Annotated in this window: 19 protein-coding genes; 9 read left to right on the forward strand and 10 right to left on the reverse strand. The window is 70.9% G+C overall.

Annotated elements, in window-relative coordinates; translation table 11 throughout:
* Positions 1-29: 29 nt before the first annotated feature.
* Complete coding sequence (gene ligD / locus ACWEPL_RS41105; RefSeq protein WP_452439390.1) at positions 30-1,232, forward strand: non-homologous end-joining DNA ligase; 1,203 nt, start codon at positions 30-32, stop codon at positions 1,230-1,232.
* 73 nt (positions 1,233-1,305) lie between these two features.
* Here the strand turns inward: ligD and ACWEPL_RS41110 are convergent, their stop codons facing one another.
* From ACWEPL_RS41110 to ACWEPL_RS41140, 7 genes are all read right to left on the reverse strand, one after another.
* A complete protein-coding gene (locus ACWEPL_RS41110; protein ID WP_363965241.1) occupies positions 1,306-2,724 on the reverse strand; it encodes an NAD(P)/FAD-dependent oxidoreductase in 1,419 nt (472 codons plus the stop codon).
* Positions 2,721-3,854 carry an ABC transporter ATP-binding protein gene (locus ACWEPL_RS41115; protein ID WP_452439391.1) on the reverse strand — a complete coding sequence of 378 codons (1,134 nt, stop codon included), beginning with the start codon at positions 3,852-3,854 and terminating at the stop codon, positions 2,721-2,723. The genes ACWEPL_RS41110 and ACWEPL_RS41115 overlap by 4 nt, the downstream gene beginning before the upstream one ends.
* On the reverse strand, positions 3,841-4,635 hold the full coding sequence (locus ACWEPL_RS41120; RefSeq protein WP_192786195.1) for an ABC transporter permease: 795 nt from the start codon (positions 4,633-4,635) through the stop codon (positions 3,841-3,843). Before ACWEPL_RS41120 ends, ACWEPL_RS41115 begins: the two co-directional genes overlap by 14 nt.
* Positions 4,632-5,507 carry an ABC transporter permease gene (locus ACWEPL_RS41125; RefSeq protein ID WP_350722086.1) on the reverse strand — a complete coding sequence of 292 codons (876 nt, stop codon included), beginning with the start codon at positions 5,505-5,507 and terminating at the stop codon, positions 4,632-4,634. The genes ACWEPL_RS41120 and ACWEPL_RS41125 overlap by 4 nt, the downstream gene beginning before the upstream one ends.
* Before the next feature lie 6 nt (positions 5,508-5,513).
* Positions 5,514-6,632, reverse strand: coding sequence for an ABC transporter substrate-binding protein (locus ACWEPL_RS41130; RefSeq protein ID WP_363965234.1), 1,119 nt, complete (start codon positions 6,630-6,632; stop codon positions 5,514-5,516).
* A gap of 32 nt (positions 6,633-6,664) precedes the next feature.
* A complete protein-coding gene (locus tag ACWEPL_RS41135) occupies positions 6,665-7,243 on the reverse strand; it encodes a helix-turn-helix domain-containing protein (RefSeq protein WP_319711353.1) in 579 nt (192 codons plus the stop codon).
* Between the two features lie 112 nt (positions 7,244-7,355).
* Positions 7,356-8,249: an SDR family oxidoreductase gene (locus tag ACWEPL_RS41140; protein ID WP_363965232.1), complete on the reverse strand. Its 894-nt coding sequence runs from the start codon at positions 8,247-8,249 to the stop codon at positions 7,356-7,358.
* An 87-nt stretch (positions 8,250-8,336) separates the two neighbouring features.
* On the opposite strand from ACWEPL_RS41140, the gene ACWEPL_RS41145 reads away from it, so the two are divergent.
* The gene (locus tag ACWEPL_RS41145; RefSeq protein WP_452439392.1) at positions 8,337-10,097 is read left to right on the forward strand and encodes a thiamine pyrophosphate-dependent enzyme; all 1,761 of its coding nucleotides are present in this window, start codon (positions 8,337-8,339) and stop codon (positions 10,095-10,097) included.
* On the opposite strand, the gene ACWEPL_RS41150 is transcribed toward ACWEPL_RS41145, so the two are convergent.
* Positions 10,066-10,833, reverse strand: coding sequence for an IclR family transcriptional regulator (locus tag ACWEPL_RS41150; protein WP_355195084.1), 768 nt, complete (start codon positions 10,831-10,833; stop codon positions 10,066-10,068). The two genes, ACWEPL_RS41145 and ACWEPL_RS41150, sit on opposite strands and share 32 nt — an antisense overlap.
* A 68-nt stretch (positions 10,834-10,901) precedes the next feature.
* Between ACWEPL_RS41150 and ACWEPL_RS41155 the strand changes: the two genes are divergently transcribed.
* From ACWEPL_RS41155 to ACWEPL_RS41170, 4 genes are read left to right on the forward strand one after another with little or no spacing between them, the layout of a single operon-like run.
* Positions 10,902-12,068, forward strand: coding sequence for a 4-hydroxybenzoate 3-monooxygenase (locus tag ACWEPL_RS41155; protein WP_452439393.1), 1,167 nt, complete (start codon positions 10,902-10,904; stop codon positions 12,066-12,068).
* A gap of 29 nt (positions 12,069-12,097) precedes the next feature.
* On the forward strand, positions 12,098-13,405 hold the full coding sequence (locus tag ACWEPL_RS41160; RefSeq protein ID WP_452439394.1) for a lyase family protein: 1,308 nt from the start codon (positions 12,098-12,100) through the stop codon (positions 13,403-13,405).
* Positions 13,402-14,523 carry a bifunctional 3-oxoadipate enol-lactonase/4-carboxymuconolactone decarboxylase PcaDC gene (gene pcaDC, locus ACWEPL_RS41165; protein ID WP_363965222.1) on the forward strand — a complete coding sequence of 374 codons (1,122 nt, stop codon included), beginning with the start codon at positions 13,402-13,404 and terminating at the stop codon, positions 14,521-14,523. The genes ACWEPL_RS41160 and pcaDC overlap by 4 nt, the downstream gene beginning before the upstream one ends.
* Before the next feature lie 27 nt (positions 14,524-14,550).
* Positions 14,551-14,862, forward strand: a complete 312-nt coding sequence (locus ACWEPL_RS41170) for a DUF6401 family natural product biosynthesis protein (RefSeq protein ID WP_452439395.1) — start codon at positions 14,551-14,553, stop codon at positions 14,860-14,862.
* Between the two features lie 31 nt (positions 14,863-14,893).
* On the opposite strand, the gene ACWEPL_RS41175 is transcribed toward ACWEPL_RS41170, so the two are convergent.
* Positions 14,894-15,703 (reverse strand): mechanosensitive ion channel family protein, encoded by an 810-nt coding sequence (locus ACWEPL_RS41175; protein WP_452439421.1) that lies wholly within the window; start codon positions 15,701-15,703, stop codon positions 14,894-14,896.
* Between the two features lie 133 nt (positions 15,704-15,836).
* Here ACWEPL_RS41175 and ACWEPL_RS41180 point away from each other — a divergent pair, with 133 nt between their 5' ends.
* The 3 genes from ACWEPL_RS41180 (at position 15,837) to ACWEPL_RS41190 (ending at position 18,377) form a co-directional block, all read left to right on the forward strand.
* Positions 15,837-16,211: a VOC family protein gene (locus ACWEPL_RS41180; protein WP_452439396.1), complete on the forward strand. Its 375-nt coding sequence runs from the start codon at positions 15,837-15,839 to the stop codon at positions 16,209-16,211.
* 491 nt (positions 16,212-16,702) lie between these two features.
* Positions 16,703-17,524 carry a class I SAM-dependent methyltransferase gene (locus ACWEPL_RS41185; protein ID WP_452439397.1) on the forward strand — a complete coding sequence of 274 codons (822 nt, stop codon included), beginning with the start codon at positions 16,703-16,705 and terminating at the stop codon, positions 17,522-17,524.
* Positions 17,525-17,603: 79 nt separating this feature from the next.
* Entirely contained in the window at positions 17,604-18,377 is a 774-nt protein-coding gene (locus ACWEPL_RS41190; protein WP_452439398.1) for a class I SAM-dependent methyltransferase, read from the forward strand.
* Between the two features lie 144 nt (positions 18,378-18,521).
* Here the strand turns inward: ACWEPL_RS41190 and ACWEPL_RS41195 are convergent, their stop codons facing one another.
* Positions 18,522-19,283 carry a DUF899 domain-containing protein gene (locus ACWEPL_RS41195; RefSeq protein WP_452439399.1) on the reverse strand — a complete coding sequence of 254 codons (762 nt, stop codon included), beginning with the start codon at positions 19,281-19,283 and terminating at the stop codon, positions 18,522-18,524.
* Positions 19,284-19,533: the final 250 nt, after the last annotated feature.

Consider the following 19,533-nt stretch of genomic DNA (forward strand, 5'->3'; position numbering starts at 1 on the left):
TTGTCGGTGGCCCCGCGTATCGTGACCGTATGCCTGACATCGAGGTCGCGGGTCACGAGGTCCGCGTCACCAGCCCCGACAAGGTGGTCTTCCCGCAGTCCGGCCACACCAAGCTCGACCTGATCCGCTTCTACCAGGCCGTGGGCGAGGCGGCGCTGCGGGGCGTCCACGGGCGGCCGATGGTGCTCAAGCGGTTCGTGCACGGCATCGAGCAGGAGGCGTTCTTCCAGAAGCGCGCCCCGGCCAAGCGGCCCGACTGGATCGAGGTGGCCGAGCTGAAATACCGCTCGGGGCTGAGCGCGGAGGAGGTCGTCTGCACCGACCTGGCCCAGCTGCTGTGGGTGGTCAACCTCGGGTGCGTCGACCTCAACCCCCATCCGGTGCGCGCCGACGACCTGTCCAGGCCTGACGAGCTGCGCATCGACCTCGACCCGGTGCCGGGCGTCGAGTGGGCCGACGTGCTGGCCACCGCGCAGGTGGCGCGCGAGGTGCTGGCCGACCACGGGCTGGTCGCCTGGCCCAAGACGTCCGGTTCGCGAGGGTTCCACGTCTACGCCCGCATCGAGCGGCGCTGGCCGTTCGCCAAGGTGCGCAAGGCGGCCGAGACGGTGGCCCGCGAGGTCGAGCGGCGCGCGCCCGAGCTGGCCACCAGCCGGTGGTGGAAGGAGGAGCGGCACGGCGTGTTCGTCGACTTCAACCAGAACGCCTACGACCGCACCGTGGCCTCCGCCTACTCCGTGCGGGCCGTGCCCGACGCCCGGGTCTCGACACCGCTGACCTGGGACGAGGTGCCCGGCTGCCGCCCCGAGGCGTTCACGATCGACACCGTGGCCAAGCGGCTGGCCGAGGCCGGCGACCCGTGGGAGGACATGGACCTGCACCCGGGCTCGCTCGACGGGCTCTTGGCGCTGGCCGAGGAGCTCGGGCCCGCGCCCAAGCCACCCAAGGGCACGGGGGGCCGGCAGCAGACCATGCCCGTCATCGAGATCGCGCGGGCGGAGCACAAGGAGGAGGCGCTGGCCGGGTTCGAGCGGTGGAAGGCCCGGCACCCGGCGGTCGCCGCCCGGCTGGAGCCCGCCGACGTGCTGGTCGACGGCATGCGGGGGCGCAGCAGCGTGTGGTATCGCATCCGGGTCAACCTCCAGCACGTGCCGGAGGCCGAGCGGCCGCCGCAGGAGCCGCTGGAGGTCGACTACGACCCCTGGCGCGGCACCGGGCCCTCAGAGCGCTGAGCACGTGCCGGGCCCCGGAGCGTTGAGCGGCGCCGGATCCCCGGAGCGTTGAGCACGCTCCGGGGGAGACGCGTCAGCGGCCGGAGATCAGGTTCGCCAGCCGCGCGAACGGCGACGTCGTGGTGCCGTGGTCGTTCTCCTGCCGGTCGGCGGCGCGGAAGAGCGCGTAGATGAGCTGCACTCCCGTCCACCGCAGCGGCTCGGGCTCCCACTGGCGCACCTGGCGGCCCACCCAGGGCAGGGCCGTCAGCTCGGTGTCCTGGCGCAGCACCAGGTCGCGCAGGGTGCGGCCGGCCAGGTTCGTGGTGGTGACGCCGCTGCCGACGTAGCCGCCCGCCCAGCCGAGGCCGGTCGCGTGGTCCAGGTGCACCGTCGAGCACCAGTCGCGCGGCACGCCCAGCACGCCGCACCAGGAGTGCTGGATCCGCGCGTCCGCCGCCGCGGGGAAGAGCTTGACCAGCATCCGCCACAGCAGCGCGACCGTCTGCGGCTGCGTGGCGCCCCGCACGTCGGTACGCGAGCCGTACCGGTAGGGCACGCCCCGGCCGCCGATCGCGATGCGGTCGTCGGCGGTGCGCTGCGCGTAGATGTAGGCGTGCGCCTCGTCCCCGATCAGCTCGTTGCCCTGCCAGCCGATGTGCTTCCACACCTCGGGCGGCAGCGGCTCGGTGACGATCATGGAGCTGTTCATCGGCAGCCACTGCCGGTGCTGCCCGGCCAGCGAGGCGGTGAAGCCCTCGGTGGCGCGGATGACGTAGTCCGCCGTGACGGCCCCGCGCGTGGTGACCGCCGCCGCCTGGCTGCCGTCCCGCCGCGGGATGATCTTCGTGACCGTGGTGTCCTCGAAGATGTCCACCCCGAGCCGGGCGACCGCCTCGGCCAGGCCGACGGCCAGCTTGGCGGGCTGGATACGGGCGCAGTGCGGCGAGTAGGTGGCCTCCAGGGTGCCCGCCACCTGCACGCGCTCGCGCTGCTCGTCGCGGTCCATCAGCCGCAGGTCGCCCTCGCCGTACCCCCAGGTGCGCAGGTCATCGAGCTCGGCGCGCAGCCGGCGCCGCTGGGCCGGGTTCGTCGCGACGTGGATGAGGCCGCCCTTGTGGATGTCGGCGTCGATGGCCTCCTCGCGGGTCACCTCGATGACCTCGTCCACGGCGTCGAACATCGCGTGCTGCAGGTCGATCATCGCCTGCCGGCCGCGCGCCTTGGCGTGCCGCTTGCGCGACCCGGCGAACTCCGCCGACAGCCACCCGCCGTTGCGCCCCGACGCGCCGAACCCGGCGAACTCCTTCTCCAGGATTGCGATCCGCAGCCCCGGCTCGGCCTTCTTCAGGTAGTACGCGGTCCACAGGCCGGTGTAGCCGCCGCCGACGATGGCCACGTCGTACGAGCGCGGCCCCGGCAGTGGGGGACGCCGGTCCGGCAGGCCGATCTGCCGGTACCAGAACGAGACGCCGCCGTTGGCGAAGTCCTTGGTGAGCGGGATGCCTTTCACGTGAGCACAGCCTCCACATCGGGCGAGTCGGGCAGCAGGACGGAGTCGGCGACGCGCCACGTGAGGGTGACCTCGTCGCCGCCACGGGCGTCGCTGAGGCTGCCGGCCTGCTCGCGCACCAGCGCGGACGAGCCGTCGGGCAGCCTCAGCTCCAGCTTCCTGCTGGAGCCCAGGTAAATCTCGCCGGTGACGGTGGCCGGCAGGGCGTTCCATTCCGAATCGGGGGAGAAACCCGCCTCGCGCACGGCCAGCCGCTCCGGGCGTACGACGAGCGCGCCCGCCTTGCTGGCCAGGCTGTCGGACGGGCCGCCGGGCAGGCTGCCGGGCGCCCGCAGCAGCCGCGCGCACACGCCGATGCCGTCGGGCGTGACGTCGCCGCGCAGGATCGTCGACTCGCCGAGGAAGCGGGCCACGAACAGCGTGGCGGGCCGCTCGTACAGCTCCTCGGCGGGCCCGACCTGCTCGATGCGGCCGCGGTTGAAGACCGCGATCCGGTCCGACAGCACCAGCGCCTCGTCCTGGTCGTGCGTGACGTACACGAACGTGGTGCCGAGCTCGCCGTGGATGCGCTTGATCTCGAGCTGGAGCCAGTCGCGCAGCTTCTTGTCCAGCGCGCCCAGGGGCTCGTCCATCAGCAGCACGCGCGGGCTGTAGACAATGGCGCGGGCCACGGCCACGCGCTGCTGCTGTCCGCCGGACAGCTCGCGCGGGTAGCGGTGGCCGTACTCGCCGAGGTGGACGGTGGCCAGCGCGGCCGCGACCAGCTCGGCGCGGCGGGCCTTGGGCACCTTGCGCTGTTTGAGCGGGTACGCGATGTTCTCGGCGACCGTCATGTGCGGGAACAGGGCGTAGTGCTGGAAGACCATGCCCATGTCCCGCTTGTGGGCGGGCGTCGCGGCGATGGCGGTCCCGTCCACGGTCAGCTCGCCGGTGGTGGGGTGGTCGAAGCCGGCGATGATGTTCAGCGTGGTCGTCTTGCCCGAGCCGCTCGGCCCGAGCAGCGTGATGAACTCGCCCGGTTTGATCGACAGCGAGACGTCGTCCACGGCGACGAAGTCGCCGTAGCGCTTGGTCAGTCCGGTCAGCTCGATGCCGGCGCCGCGGGCGGCGAGATCGTTACTGGTGGGCACGTGACCTCCTGGCGACGAAGAAGGTGGCGATCAGGACGAGGCTCGTGGTCAGCACGATGATCATCGTGGCCGCCGCGGCGATGGTCGGGTCGGTCTCGCGGGTGACGCTCGCGTACATCTTCACCGGCAGGGTCTGCAGGTAGGGGCTCTGGATGAACAGCGAGACGACCACCTCGTCGAAGCTCGTGACGAACGCGAACAGCGCGCCCGCGGCCACGCCGGGGGCGACCAGCGGCAGCGTCACGGTGCGGAAGGTGGTCCAGCGGCCCGCGCCCAGGCTGGCCGCCGCGCTCTCCAGCCGCCGGTCGAACCCGCTCAGCGACGCGGTCACCGGGATCATCACGAACGGCAGCGCCAGCACGGTGTGCGCCATGACGAAGCCCATGAGCGTCCCGACGAGCTGCAGCTTCAGGAACACGGCGTAGACGCCGATGGCCAGCACGACCCCGGGCACGATCATCGGGGCCAGCATCGACCCCTGGACCAGCGCGAGCCCGCGCATCCTGGCCCGGGTCAGGCCGAGCGCCGCCGCCGTGCCGAGCGTGGTGGCGACGACGGTGACCAGCAGGCCCACCTCGAGCGAGGTCCACAGGGCCGACATCCAGGCCGGGTCGCCGAAGAAGTGCTCGTACCAGCGGGTGGACCAGCCGTCCGGCGGGAACTTGAGCGACGCCTTCGAGGTGAAGCTGAGCGGCACCACGATCAGCGCGGGGGCCACCAGCCAGACGCCGACCAGCGCGCAGAATGCCCACAGCGCCCCGCGTCCCACCCGGGCGCTCATCCGGTCACCTTCTTCCCGGCGCGGCGCAGCGTGACCGCCAGCAGCGCGATCATGGCCAGCGTGAGCCCGAGCAGGACCACGCCCATGGCGCCGCCGCGCCCCCATTTCAGCAGGCCGTTGACCTGCGTGAAGATCTGCTGGGAGAGCAGCGCGTCGGTGGGGGAGCCGAGCAGCGCGGGCGTGACGTAGAACCCGAGCGCGCTGATGAACACGGTCAGGCACCCCGCCGACACCCCGGGCAGCGACAGCGGCACGTAGACGTCGAGGAACGCCTTGACGGGCCGCGCTCCCATGCTGCCCGCCGCGGTGAGCAGCCGCCGGTCGATCCCGCTCATCACCGCGTAGAGCGGCAGCACCATGAACGGCATCAGCAGCTGCACCATCCCGATCACGACGCCCGTCTGGGTGCGGATCAGGCTGAACGGACCCAGCCCGATGGTCCCGAGCAGGTCGTTCACCACGCCGGTGTCCTGCAGCAGGATCACCCACGCGAAGGTCCGCACCATCAGGCTGGTCCAGAACGGCACCAGCACCAGCAGCGTCAGCACGGCCCTGGCCCGCGGGCCCGCGATCGTCATGGCGTACGCGTACGGGTACGACAGGATCAGCGCGACCACCGTCACCCACAGGGCGGTGGTGAACGTGCGCCCGAGCACCCGCAGGTTCTGGGACTCGCTGAAGAACCAGGTGAAGTTCCCCAGACCGGGCACCGGATCGGTGAACGCGCTGATCACCATCGAGATCAGCGGAAACAGGAAGAAGACGGCGAGCGCCACCAGCGCCGGCAGGACCAGGAGCGCCGGGCGGCGCTCAGGGTCCGCCGGCTGCCTGGCGGCGGCGGGCGGGGCTACCGCCTGCAGGGTGGAGGCCATCCGCGATCAGCCGCCGAGCCAGGCCGACCACTTCTCGATCATCTCCGGCTGGTGTTCGGCCCACCACTTGGAGTCGATCTTGAGTGCCTTCTCCGGGACGCCCGGAGCGGTGGTCAGGAACGCCTGGCCGGTCTGGTCGAGGCTCGGCTTGGCGTCGGTGTTGATCGGCGAGTACGAGGTCAGCTCCGTCAGCTTGGCCTGCTGCTGAGCGCCCAGGTAGTAGTTGATCAGCGCCATCGACGCCTTCGGGTTCTTGGCGTTCTTCGGCACGGCCAGCGAGTCCATGATCGGCATCCACTGGTCCCAGGCGATCTGGAACGGCGCGCCGTTCTTGACGGCGGCGTAGGCCCGGCCGCTCCAGACCATCCCCATGTCCACCTCGCCGGACTCCAGCAGCTGCTGGGCCTCCGCGCCGGTCTTCCAGAAGACCAGGTTGGAGCGGACCGACTGCAGCTTCTTGGTCGCCCGGTCGACGTCCAGCGGATAGAGCTGGTCGGGCGCCACGCCGTCGGCGATCAGCGCGCCCTCGAACGGGCCGGGCGCCGAGTCGCCGGGGTTGCCGGAGATGGCGCGCTTACCGGGGAACTTCGTCGTGTCGAAGAAGTCCTTCCAGCCCTTGGGCGGGTTGGCGCCGAACTTGTCCTTGTTGTAGACGAGCACCATGCCGTACTGCATCGCGGGGACGGTGCACTGGGCGGACAGGCCCTCGGGGACCTTGGACTTGTCGATGATCGAGTAGTCCAGCGGCTGGAGCAGCTTGCCGCACTGGGCATCGGCCCAGATGGAGTCGGCGTCGATCACGTCCCAGGTGACGTTGGAGGAGTCGACCTGGGCCTTGATCTTGGCGTAGTCGGTCGGGCCGTCCTGGAGGATCTTGGCGCCCGACTCCTGGGCGAACGGGTCCACCGCCGCCTTCTGCTGGCCCTCCTGGTAGACGCCTCCGTAGGAGACGAAGGTCATGTTGAGGCCGCTCAGGGCGTCCTTCTTGATCGTGCCCGACTTGGCGGGCCCCGACCCGAGATCGATCGAGGCGGGCGCCGCCGAGCCGGCTCCGCAGGCGGTCGCGAGCAGGAGCGAAGCCGCGACGCCGGCCATGGCGGCCAGTCGCGCTGGGTGCTTCGGCATGGGTTACCCCCTAGGGCAGGTGTAGCTGGGGTTCAGGAGGATGTAGTAGGTGGGGCGACCACCCAGAGGACCTCGGCGGTCTCGTCACTCTCGTTGACGATCCGGTGGGGGACCGACGTGCGGTACTCCACGCTGTCCCCGGGCTCCAGCACGTGTGCGGCGGCGGAGCCGTTGGGTCCGAGCCAGAGAGTGATCCGCCCGCGGATGACCAGGAAGATCTCCTGGGAGTCGCCGTGGGTGTACGGTTCGTCCCCGGTGGACGAGCCCGGATCGAATTCCCCGGCGTACACCTCCACGTTCTGGAGCGGGCGCTGGGAGATCAGGAACTTGCGCGTGCCGGGAGCCGTGTGCAGCTCCGGACGCGCGTCGCGGCGCACCACCCGGTGGCCGACCTCGTCCTCCTCGTTGAACAGATCCGCGACCGTGAGCCCGAGAGCCGAGGCGATTCGCCTGAGCATCCCGATGCTGGAGCTGGTCTGCCCGCGCTCCAGCTGGCTGATGAAGCTCGCGCTCGCCCTGGCCTCCGCCGCGAGTGCGCGCACGGTCATGCGGCGCATGTTGCGGTAGGCGCGGATTCGCGCACCCAAGCGGGCGTTCTCCGACTCCGTCATCGAACCTCTCGATTGGCTGCACTGAACAAGTTGTTAAGTGGCAATGAAAGGACCGTACATAGGTAGCCGAATGCCCATCAAGGGGGCGTTACGTAACGACTACGTAAAGGAGTCAGCCGCGGGTGGGGCGCTCGTAGCCCTCGTCGCCTCCGTAGACGTGCAGGTCGGGGTCCTGCTCCGGCTGGTTGGCGGGGCTGGTGGGCGAAGCGGTGTGCTCCGAGGCGAAGTCGTCGGAAACCTCGACCGGCTGCGGGAAGAGGTGGTCGTGCCAGGTGATCCGGCCCTTGGGCTCGGCGTCGGTCAGCAGCTCGCCGGCGCGCTGGGCCGCGTACAGGCTGCCGGGGAAGCGCACGGGCAGGCAGGGGCGGTGCAGGCCCTTGGCCTCCAGCCAGGTCCTGACCAGTTCGTCCGTGTTGAGCACCTGGGGACCGCCGTACTCGATCTCGTCCATCGCGGGGCCCGCGGCGATCAGCTCGTTGAGGCGGGCCGCCACCTCGCCCGTGTGGACCGGCTGCCAGGGCATCGAGCGGTCCACGGCGAGCACGGGGAGCGACTCGAAGTCGCTCAGCCGCCGGTCGAGCGTCTGCTGGAAGTGGGTGGAGCGCAGGATCGTCCAGCCCAGCTCGCTCTCCGAGATCAGCCGTTCGGCCTCCAGCTTGTGCCGGAGGTGGCCGCTGGCCACGCTGTCGGCCCCGACGCACGAGGCGTACAGCAGGTGCGGGTACCCCGCCTGGCGGGCGGCGGCGACCAGCTTGCGCGTCCCGGCCACGTCCACGGCGCCGCGGCCCTTGCGGCCGCCGGTGGCCAGGTGCGCGATGACGTCCACGTCGCGTACGGCCTCCGCGAGACCGTTGCCGGAGACGAGGTCGCCCCACATCCACTCGACGTTCCCGCGGCTCTCGCGCTTGGTACGGCTCAGCGCCCGCACCCGGTGGCCCGACCTGAGCAATGCGGGCACCAAGGCGCCGCCCAGCGTGCCCGTTGCTCCCGTGACCAGAATGCGCATGACGCCCCTCTACCCGCGAATGCCTAGAAATGACAAGGAATCTGGTAAAAGCGTCTGCGACCTGCGGAGCGGGGTAGAGCGGCTCCCATGGCTCGAATCGCAGCGGAATCCCTGGTAGAGCGGCTCGCCGAGTGGGGTGTCGACACCGTTTTCGGCATGCCGGGCGACGGCATCAACGGCATCATGGAAGGGCTGCGGCGCCACCGTGACCGGGTGCGCTTCGTCCTCGTCCACCACGAGGAGGCGGCCGCCTTCATGGCCACCGGCTACGCCAAGGCCACCGGCCGGATCGGCGTGTGCCTGGCCACCTCGGGGCCCGGTGGCATCCACCTGCTCAACGGCCTCTACGACGCCAAGCTGGACCACGTGCCCGTGCTGGCGATCACGGGCATGCAGGAGACGTCCGTGCTGGGCACCGGCTACCAGCAGGAGGTGCACCTCGACCGGCTGTACGAGGACGTGGCCGAGTACAACATGATGATCACCAACCCGGCGCAGCTGCCCTCGCTGGTGGACCTGGCGATCAGGACCGCCTACGCGCGGCGCGGGGTCGCCCATCTCACGCTGCCCAACGACCTGCAGGTGGCCGAGGCGGGGATGGCCCCGTACCGGGCCGTGGCACCGGCGCGGCCGCCGGAGACCGCGCCCATCTACCTGCGCCCGTCCGGCCTGCCGCGCCAGGAGGACGTCGAATGGGCGGCCGAGGTGCTCAACAACGCCCGGCGCCCCGCCATGCTCGTCGGGCAGGGGGCGCTGCACGCCCGGCAGGAGGTGCTGGCCGTGGCCGAGGCGCTCGGTGCTCCCGTGGCCAAGACGCTGCCCGGCAAGGCGGTCATCCCGGACGACTCGCCGTACACGACGGGCGGGATCGGGCTGCTCGGCACCCGGCCGAGCGAGGAGCTGATGGACGAGGCCGACGTGCTCTTCATGGTCGGCACGAACTTCCCCTACTCCAAGTTCCTGCCGGAGCAGGCGCGGGTGGTGCAGTTCGAGGCGGACCCGACCAGGGCAGGGGCGCGGATCGCGACCGACGTGCCCGTGGTGTGCGACGCGAAGGAGGGGCTGCGGGCGCTGCTGCCACTGCTCACCGCCCGGGACCGCCACGCCCACCTGCGGAAATATCAGGAGATGATGGACAAGTGGCGGGCCGACATGGACGCTCTGGAGAACCCGGACCGGGCTCCCATCGCGCCCCAGTACGTCGTGTCCATCATGGACGAGCTCGCCACCGACGACGCCATCATGACCTGCGACAGCGGCACCATCGCCACCTGGGCCGCCCGGCACTGGACGATCCGCGGCGAGCGCCAGTTCTACCTGTCCGGGACGCTGGCGACGATGGCCCCCGGGCTGCCGTACGCCATCGCCATGCAGCACGCCTATCCCGGACGGCAGGTCATCGCGTACGTCGGCGACGGCGGGTTCACGATGCTGATGGGCGAGTTCCTGACGGCGGTCCAGCAGCGGCTGCCGGTCAAGGTGATCATCAACAACAACAACTCGCTCGGGCAGATCCTGTGGGAGCAGATGGTGCTCGGCTACCCGGAGCACGGGGTGCGCTTCCCGGAGCCGGAGGCCGACTTCTCGGCCTGGGCGAGGTCGTGCGGCGGGTTCGGGGCCAAGGTCACCAAGTCGGAGGACGTCGCCATGGCGATCGGCCAGGCGCTCGCGCACGACGGCCCGGCGCTGGTGGACGTGGACGTGAACCCGAACGAGCCGCCCATGCCGGCCAAGGTCACCTACGAGCAGGCGAAGAGCTTCGCGCAGGCGTTCCTCAAGGGGCAGCCGCACAAGGCGGCCATCGCCACGACCCTGTTCAAGGACCGGATCCAGCGGCTGGGGGAATAGCCGCCGCGATCGCCGCCGCGGTGCTCAGCAGGGGGTCGATCAGCTGGGGCAGCTCGCGGGCGCGCCGCGAGGACAGCACGATGCCCAGGGCCGCCACGGGCCGCCCGTCCACCAGGATCGGCGCCGCCGCCGAGCAGGTGCCCAGGGTCATCTCCTCGTACGTCAGCGCGTACCCCTGGGCCCGCACGACGGCCAGCTCCCTGGCCAGCCGGCCCGGCTCGGTGATCGTGTGCGGGGTGGGCCGTTCGAGCTTGCGCGCCAGGTAGGACTTCACGAACCAGTCCGGCTCGTACGCAAGCAGCGCCTTGCCCACGCCCGTCGGGTGCATCGGCAGCCGGCCGCCCGTCCGCGACACGATCGGCACCGCCCGCCGGCCGTACACCTTGTCCACGTACAGCACCTCGAGCCCGTCGCGCACGGCCAGGTGCACGTTCTCGCGCGTGGTCGCGAACAGCTCCTGCAGCCACGGATGGGCCAGGTCGTGGAGCCGGCCGGGCGCGAGCTGGCCCAGCTCCCACAGCCGCAGCCCGACCCGCAGCCGCCCGTCGGGCGCGCGGCTCAGCGCCTGCCACTCCTCCAGCTCGGCGACCAGCCGGTGCGCCGTGCTCAGCGGCAGCCCGCTACGCCGGGCCACGTCGGTCAGCGTGAGCTGCGGATGGGCGGAGTCGAACGCGCCCAGGATGGCCAGCACCTTGGACGTCACCGAGCGCCCGCCCTCCCGGGCCCCGCCTGCCATGGAGCCATTCTTCCACTGAGTGGAAGGAGAATCTCGGCCAAGCGCGGTCGAGGCAGGATGCTTCCCTCATGCGAACTCAGGTCGGGATCATCGGGGCAGGCCCCGCCGGGCTGCTCCTTTCCCACTTGCTCCACCTGCGCGGCATCACCTCCGTGGTGCTGGAGAAGCGCAGCCGCGACTACGTCGAGCGGCGGGTGCGGGCCGGGGTGCTGGAGCAGGGCACGGTGGACACGCTGGTCGAGGCGGGCGTCGGCGAGCGCCTGCTGCGCGAGGGGCTGCCGCACCACGGCATCGAGCTCAGGTACGGGGGCGCGGGCCACCGCATCGCGTTCGAGAAGCTCGTGCCGGGCAGGTCCATCACCGTGTACGGGCAGCAGGAGGTGGTGAAGGACCTGATCGCGGCCAGGCTGGCGGCGGGCGGCGACATCAGGTTCGAGGTCGAGGACGTGGAGGCGCACTCGCTGGAGCCGGAGCTGGATTCCGGGCCCTATCTGACTTTCGGCGGCGAGCGGCTCGACTGCGACGTGATCGCCGGGTGCGACGGCTTCCACGGCGTGTCCAGGCCGGCCATCCCCGAGGGCGTTCTGAGCGTTTACGAGCGGGACTATCCCTTCGCCTGGCTGGGCATCCTGGCCAGGGTGGCGCCCTCGTCGGAAGAGCTGATCTACACCAGGACCGAGCGCGGCTTCGCCCTGCACAGCATGCGCTCGCCCACCGTCAGCCGCTTCTACCTGCAGGTCCCGGCGGACGCGCGGGTCGAGGACTGGCCGGACGAGCGGATCTGGGCCGAGCTGAAGGCCCGGCTGGAGAGCGTGCCCGGCTTCACGCTGACGACCGGCGAGATCATGGAGAAGGGCGTCACGCCGATGCGGGCGTTCGTGGCCGAGCCCATGCAGTACGGGCGGCTCTACCTCGCCGGCGACGCCGCCCACATCGTGCCGCCGACCGGCGCCAAGGGGCTCAACCTGGCCGTGGCCGACGTCCGCGTGCTGACCGAGGCGCTGGCCGCGTACTTCGCCGACGGCTCGACCGGGCTGCTCGACGGCTACTCCGACGCGTGCCTGAAGCGGGTGTGGCGGGCGCAGCACTTCTCGTGGTGGATGACGACGCTGCTGCACACGTTCGAGGACGAGGACCCGTACGCGCGGCGGCTGCAGCTGTCGTACCTGGACTACGTGACCTCGTCGGAGGCGGCGGCGACCACCCTGGCCGAGAACTACGTGGGCCTGCCGTGAATGATGGCTTGACTGAGGAGGTGGACCGCGTGGGTTCTGACGGCGGCTTGCTCGCCCCGGTCTGGGCGGGGACGCGGGCGGAGGCGATCACCTCGGACGCGGCCTGGCTGCGGGCCATGCTGGAGGCCGAGGGGGCGCTCGCCCGCGCCCAGGCACGGCTGGACCTCATCTCTTCTGAGGCGGCCGCGGCCATCGACAGGACGGCCGCCACGCTGGTGCTCGACCCGGCCGACCTGGCCCGGCGGGCCCGCCAGTCGGCCAACCCGGTCGTGCCCCTGGTGGCCGACCTGCGGCGGGCCGTGCCGGGCGCGGCGTCGTCCGTGCACCGGGGGGCGACCAGCCAGGACATCCTGGACAGCGCCGCCATGCTGGTGGCCACGCGGGCGATCCGCGGCATCGTGGGCGATCTGAGCGCGATCATGCGGGATCTCAGCGAGCTGGCCGAGCGGCACCGGGACACGGTGATGGCCGCGCGGACGCTGGGGCAGCAGGCGGTGCCGACCACGTTCGGGCTGAAGGCGGCGGGGTGGCTGGCCGGTCTCATGCGCGCCCGCGCCCGGCTCCGGGAGCTGCGGCTGCCGGCCCAGCTGGGCGGCGCGGCCGGCACCCTGGCCGCGTTCGCCGAGCACGCGGGCGCGTCTTCCCCGGCATCCGGCGCGTCTTCCCCGGCAGCGGGTGCGCGGGGTGCCGATGCGGGCACCGCGCTGCTGCTGGCCGAGGTGTTCGCCGAGGAGATCGGGCTGGCGGCGCCCCCGATGCCGTGGCACGTGGAGCGCTCTCCCGTCACCGAGCTCGGCGCGGCGCTCACCGCCACGGCCCGCGCGCTCGGCAAACCGGCCACCGACGTCGTCCTCATGGCCCAGACCGAGGTGGGGGAGGTGGCCGAGTCGTCGGCCGGCTCCTCCTCGGCCATGCCGCAGAAACGCAATCCCGCCCTGTCCGTCCTGGTCCGGTCGGCCGCGTTCCAGGTGCCCGCGTACGCGCAGATCCTCGGGCAGGTCGGCGAGCACGAGCGGGCCGCGGGGGCCTGGCAGGCGGAGTGGCTGCCCCTGCGCGAGGCGCTGCGCCTGACGGGTGGCGCGGCCGAGACCGCCGCCGAGCTGGTGGCCGGGCTGCGGGTCTTCCCCGACCGGATGCGGGCCAACGCCGAGCTGACCGGAGGCCGGCTGCTCGCCGAGCGCCTGGCCGCCCACCTCGACCGCAAGGCGCTCGACGAGGCCCTGTCCGCGGAGGGCCCGCTGCAGGACCACGCCGAACTGCTCGATCCTGCGGCTTACCTGGGGGCGGCCCCCGAGCTCGTTGATCGCATCCTCGCCACCTACCGGGAGCAACCGTGAAACTCCACCACCGCATCGACGGCCCGGCCGGCGCGCCGCTGCTGGTGCTCGGGCCCTCGCTCGGCACCACGATGGAGATCTGGCAGCCCCAGCTCCCCGCGCTCACCGAGTCCTGGCGGGTCCTCAGGTACGACCTGCCGGGCCACGGCGGCTCGGCACCGGCCGCGGCCGGGTTCACCATCGACGACCTGGCGCGGGCCGTGCTGGAGCTTGTCGGGGACGAGCGGTTCGCGGTCGGCGGCGTCTCGCTCGGCGGCGCGATCGCCTCCACCATCGCCGTCAAGGCTGCGAACCGCGTGCGCAGCCTGGTGCTGTGCTGCACGTCGGCCAAGTTCGGCGAGCCGGGGCCGTGGCTGGAGCGGGCGGCGCTGGTGCGCGGCAAGGGTCTGGCGGCGCTCGTGCCGACGCTGAGGACCCGCTGGTTCACCCCCGGCTTCGACGGCCAGGGGGTGTTCGACCGGTTCGTGGAGGTGGACGCCGAGTCGTACGCGGCCTGCTGCGAGGCCATCGCCGCCTTCGACCTGACCGGCCGCCTGGGGGAGATCACCGCGCCCACGCTGGTGATCGCCGGCTCCGAGGATCCGGCCACGCCGCTCGATCACGCGCTCACGCTGGCCGGCGACATCCCGGGCGCGTCCCTGACGGTGGTGCCCAGGGCCTCGCACCTGGCCAACGTGGAGCGCCCCGACGCGGTGACCGCCGCCGTCCTGGGCCACCTGCGCCGCGACGAGCCCGCCGAGGACGCCTTCGCGGCGGGCATGCGCACCAGGCGGGAGGTGCTCGGGGACGCGCACGTCGATCGGGCGGTCGCCGCCACCACCGACTTCACCCGCGATTTCCAGGAGCTCATCACCCGCTACGCCTGGAACGACATCTGGAACCGGCCCGGCCTGGACCGGCGCGCCCGCAGCTGCGTCACGCTCACCGCGCTCGTGGCCAGGGGGCAGATGGAGGAGCTCGCCATGCACGTCCGCGCGGCTTTGCGGAACGGGCTCACGCGCGAGGAGATCAAGGAGGTGCTGCTCCAGACGGCCGTCTACTGCGGGGTTCCGGCCGCCAACGCCGCCTTCGCGGTGGCCCGCCGCACGCTCGCCGACATCGACGCGGAGGGCCGCTGACCTTGGGAGATGCTTTAAGGTTGTTTGGTGGTCTTTGAGGAGGGTTGGGCGATTTCGCCCCTGCGCTGGCTGATGAACACGCTGGGCGACGCCCAGCTCGCCCGGATGGACGGCGACCCCGGCCTGGTCGCCGCGGTCGACCAGCACGCGGCGGTGCTGCGCGACGCCATCCCGCTGGACCGGGAGACCCTGGGCGACTACCTGCTGGGCTTCCTCGACGAGCTGCGGGAGCGCGACTGGGTCTTCACCGGCGAGCCGGACGCGGCGGCGCTCCGGCTGACGGCGGTCTGCTGGCTGGCCCGCGAAGCGGGTTTCCTGGAAGACGGCCTCCCCGCCTGACCGATCGGCCCGGGTCAGGCGGGCGGACGGTTCAGTCCGGAGGCATCTCGGAGCGCGGCGGGGTGCTCGGGGTGGTCGGAGCGCCCGGAGCTCCCGGGGTCGCCGGGGTGGTGCGTACAGGCTCCCCCGCCATCGTGCGGGCGTCCTCACGCCCCCGCTGGTACGCCTCCGCGTGCGCCCTGGCCTGCGGGGCCTCCCGCTCGATCCGGCTCAGCCAGCGCTCCCAGCGCTGCTGCATCGGGCGGACGAGCCCGCCACCGATGCCGATCGCCACGATCGCGCCGATGGTGGCGAGGACCGTGATCAGCACCGGGGTCGTGACCGTGGTGGCCACCCCGATCTGGTTGAGCGCGGCGATGATGCCCAGCGCCCAGATGAAGACCGCTGCGGCGGTCGCCACCCAGCGACCGTAGGTGAGCCCGCCGAGCGCGCCGGCGATGATGTCCCTGACTCCCATGGCGATGGCGCCCGCCACCACGATGATCACGATGGCGACCAGGGCCGCGGGCAGCCAGCCCACCACGCTGTTCAGCATCGACGAGATCGGGTTCGGCCCGAACACGCTGAAGGCCAGCTGGAGGGTGACCAGCAGGATCGCATAGTAGACGATCTTGGCGAGCAGGCTCCGGGCGGTGTACTTGCTCTGCTCCAGCCAGCGCCGCACGCCGCTGCGCTCCACCGCCCGGTCGAAGCCGACGCGCTCGAGCACCTTGTCGACGATCTTCTGCAGCGCCTTGGCCACGATCCATCCGATGATGAGGATGACCAGGAACGCGACCAACTTCGGAACGAACGTCGCTATCTGCCGCCAGGCGGCCTCAATGCCTTGGCCTATGTTGATGTCCACGGTTTCCTCCTCCGAGGAGCCACTCCAACGGCGCTACCCGGACATATGCCGTTTATGCACACAGAGCAGTCGAAACTTCGCATAAGGCGACATTTCGGACATGTTCTCCCGGGCTAGGATGATCGACATGCATCGCAGCCGGGTCTATGCCCTTCTGATCGACACCCCCGCGTCCGAGGCCGAGCAGGCGTCGGCGTTCTGGGCCGCGGCGCTGGGGGCCAGCGCGCACCCGCTTCCCGGGTACGAGCAGTTCACCTCGTTGCACGGTGCCGTTCCCGGCCTCGACGTGGCGGTCCAGGCGGTGGACGACGCGCCGAGGCTCCATCTCGACATCGAGACCGACGACGTCGAGGCCGAGACCCGGCGGCTGCTGGCGCTCGGCGCGACGGAGGTGTCACAGTGGCAGGAGTGCCGCATCCTGCGGGCGCCCGGCGGGCACCTGCTCTGCGTGCTGCCCGCGGAGAGCGACCGGTTCGAGGCGGAGGCGAGGACCTGGCCCTGACCCCGGGTCAGGCGGGCTCACCCACCCGTCGCCCATCTGGGTGGTGACGCGATTGACGCCCGCCCCGAACCAAAGGTGCTCGCTTCGCTCGCGCGCTTTTCCAGGCGGGCTGAAGCCCGCCCCCTGTTCGTCCTTACTCCGCTCGGGCGCCTTCCAGAACGCTTTCGCCCCCTGATTGCCCGACAGGAAGCCGGAATTTCTCGGCGATGCGAGGCGAGGCGAGGCCGGCTGGGATCGGCGAAGCGGTCACGCTGGCGCTTGTGGCGGGAGCCTCGGTTGGGATCGTCTCTGGTCTCTTTGCGAAGGTGTGGTTCAAGGACACGCCTGGACGTGCCCATCTCGGTCTCCGAGGAGAAATTCCATCCGGCGCTCATCGCGTCCGAAAGGAGATCATTTTTGGTGCCCGGTTCGGCCTTCCGGTCGGGTCCGTAAGCAAGGCCCGGCCGAATATGGTTCGTCCCGGCCGTTAGGCGACGGATAGGGTGTCTGCCGTGCAGGACGAGGTCTACCACTACAACGAGGACCGCTGGGAAGCCCTTGTGGAGGCGGACGCGTTGTTCACCCGTCCTATGCTCGACCTGGACGCGGAGAAGGCCCAGGCCTATCTGGGCCTGGAGAGGCTGGGTGTCGCCGGCGACCTGGCGGGCCGGAAGGTGCTCTGCCTGGCGGGAGGAGGCGGGCAGCAGTCGGCGGCCTTCGCTCTGCTCGGAGCCGACGTGACGGTTCTCGACATCTCGTCCGGGCAGTTGGAGCGGGACCGCTTGGCCGCCGAGCACTACGGCGTCGGCATCCGTACGATCCAAGGGGACATGCGGGACCTGTCGGCCCTCGACGACTCCTCGTTCGATCTGGTCTGGCATCCGTACTCGCTGACCTTCGTCCCGGACTCCCGGATCGTCTTCCGCGAGGTCGCGAGAGTCGTCGACGAAGGCGGCTGTTACTACCTGATGTGCGCGAACCCATTCTTCTCCGGGCTCACTCACCACTCGTGGAACGGGGAGGGCTACACGCTGAAGCACTCCTACACGGACGAGGCCGCGACCAGCTATCCCGACCAGGCCTGGGTCTACGACCGCAAGCAGGCCAGCCGTCGCATCCACGAACCCAGGGAGTACAGGCAGACGCTGAGCCGGATAGTCAACAGCCTGATCCGGGAAGGCTTCACGCTGACGTTCCTTTCCGAGGTCAGCGGTGACTACCCCGGTGCCGAACCGGGCAGTTGGGCGCACTTCACGGGGATGGCTCCGCCGTGGCTGGAATTCGTCTGGCAGTACTGTCCGGCGTTCTCGGAAGATCAGGGCGTCCGGGGGTAAGCACCGCTCAGCCGCAGCCACGTGTTCAAAGGCATGCGGCGTGGTCCTTTGCGTATCCGATGCCGATCTCGGAGGAGCCATGAAGAGCGTCTATGACAGCGAACGGCTGGCCGCAAGCTATGCCTTCGACCGGCCTCCGGTGCATCAGCAGATTCTCAAGTCGGCTCGCCTGAAGCGCCCGGTCGGACGAGCACTGGATATCGGATGCGGTGCCGGCGTGTCCACTGCCGCGCTCGCACCATTGGCCGAGTATGTGATCGGCTTGGAGCCGGTCCCGGCGATGCTTGCGCACCGACGATCCGTCGCGCCGTCCGCTCGATTCGTCATCGGCGCAGCGGAGGGGCTGCCATTCGCCGCGGCGTCGTTCGACCTGGTCGCCGCCGCCGGCTCGCTGAACTACACCGATCTTTCGTCGGCCCTTGCCGAGGTGGCCCGCGTACTGACTCCAGACGGAACCTTTCTTCTGTACGACTTCTCGCAAGGCCGGTATTCGCGGACAGGCGACGCATTGGCGACGTGGTTCAAGTCGTTCCAGCAGCGGTTTCCATCAGTATCCGGATGGCGGCCGCTGGTCGTACAGGAGTTGCGTCTGGAGGGGACGGGGTTGCGCCTGCTCGATTACGCCGACATTGAGATCCCGATACAGATGTCACTCGGCGACTACCTCCGTTATGTGTTGGGCGAGGTCAACGTCGACAGCGCCATCGCACGCGGGGACGACAGCGCCGAGCAGGCGCGCGACTGGTGTCACCGCACGCTTGCGGAGGTGTTCCGGAACGGGGAGATGACCGTGGTTTTCCGAGGTTATCTGGCCACGCTGGCCCCGACCGGCAACGGCTGCTCCCACGTATGACTTACCGCGAACAGGTGAAACTCCTGCGCCGCCGCAGGAGTCCTTCACCTTCCGGGCGCCCCCCACCGACCGAGCGCGCGGGCTGGGCCGCACCGTCCGGAGGTTCCGCCCGGCACCTTGGCCGACGCCGGCGATGAAGGCCTGTCAGTGGTGGTGGTCGTGCCGGCCGAGGGTCTGCGCGGGGGTCGCGCCGGGGCGGGTCCACTGCGGCACGGGGCGGCTGGTCGGGCCCCAGACGGCGTTCCCGTCCGCGTCCGAGCGCCAGCTCCAGGACGGGCTGCGCCCCTCGGGCCGGCCCTCGGGGTTGTCCTCCCACGCCTCGCCGCGGCCATAGGGCGTCATGTCGAGCAGGCCCAAGGAACCACTGACCCGCTCGTTGCCACGGCCCGTCGTGGAGTAGGTGAGGAACACGCGGTCGCCGTCGCGCAGGAAGCAGGTGAGGTAACCCATGCTGCCGCCGACCGGCTCCTCCACACCGCGCACCGAGTACCAGGGCTGGGTGTAACCCATGAACTCGACGTAGGAGGCCACCTCGTCCCAGCGGCCCGTGGTCAGGATGGCGAACGAGACGCCGCGGGCGTTGAGGTAGACGGCGTCCTTCAGGTGCCAGGCCGTGGTGGTGCAGCCCTCGCACTGCCCCTGGTGCGGCGCGCCGTCGTACCACATGTGCTTGTAGACCACGAGCTCGTCGCGGCCCTGGAACAGGTCCAGGAACGGGACCGGGCCGTCGGGGCCGATGACCTCGACCGTCCCGTCGAACTCCACCATCGGCAGCCGGCGGCGGGCCGCGGCGATGGCGTCGCCCTCGCGGGTGTGGGCCTTCTCGCGGACCAGAAGCTCGTCCCGGGCAGCCTGCCAGGTGGCCAGGTCGACGATGGGCGGGCGACCGGGCAGCGTGGTCGTCATGGGGTCCTCCGTGGTGTCTCATGCTGGGCGCGTCGTAAGACGCCCAACGACGGTCACCAGAACAGACCCGCGGCCAGACCGGAACTCATCGCGGCAGGGGCGCCCGGGGAGCGGCGGTGAGTTTCGCCGGTACGCCTTGCCATCGCCACATGGCAATCACCGTCACGGCCCCTGGCATGTCGCCACCGTACGGCGATGGCGCAGGCACGGTGAGAAATCCCTGGGGCGGCTGTCATCCGGTTCGGGCTCC

Source organism: Nonomuraea sp. NPDC004186 (assembly GCF_053603495.1).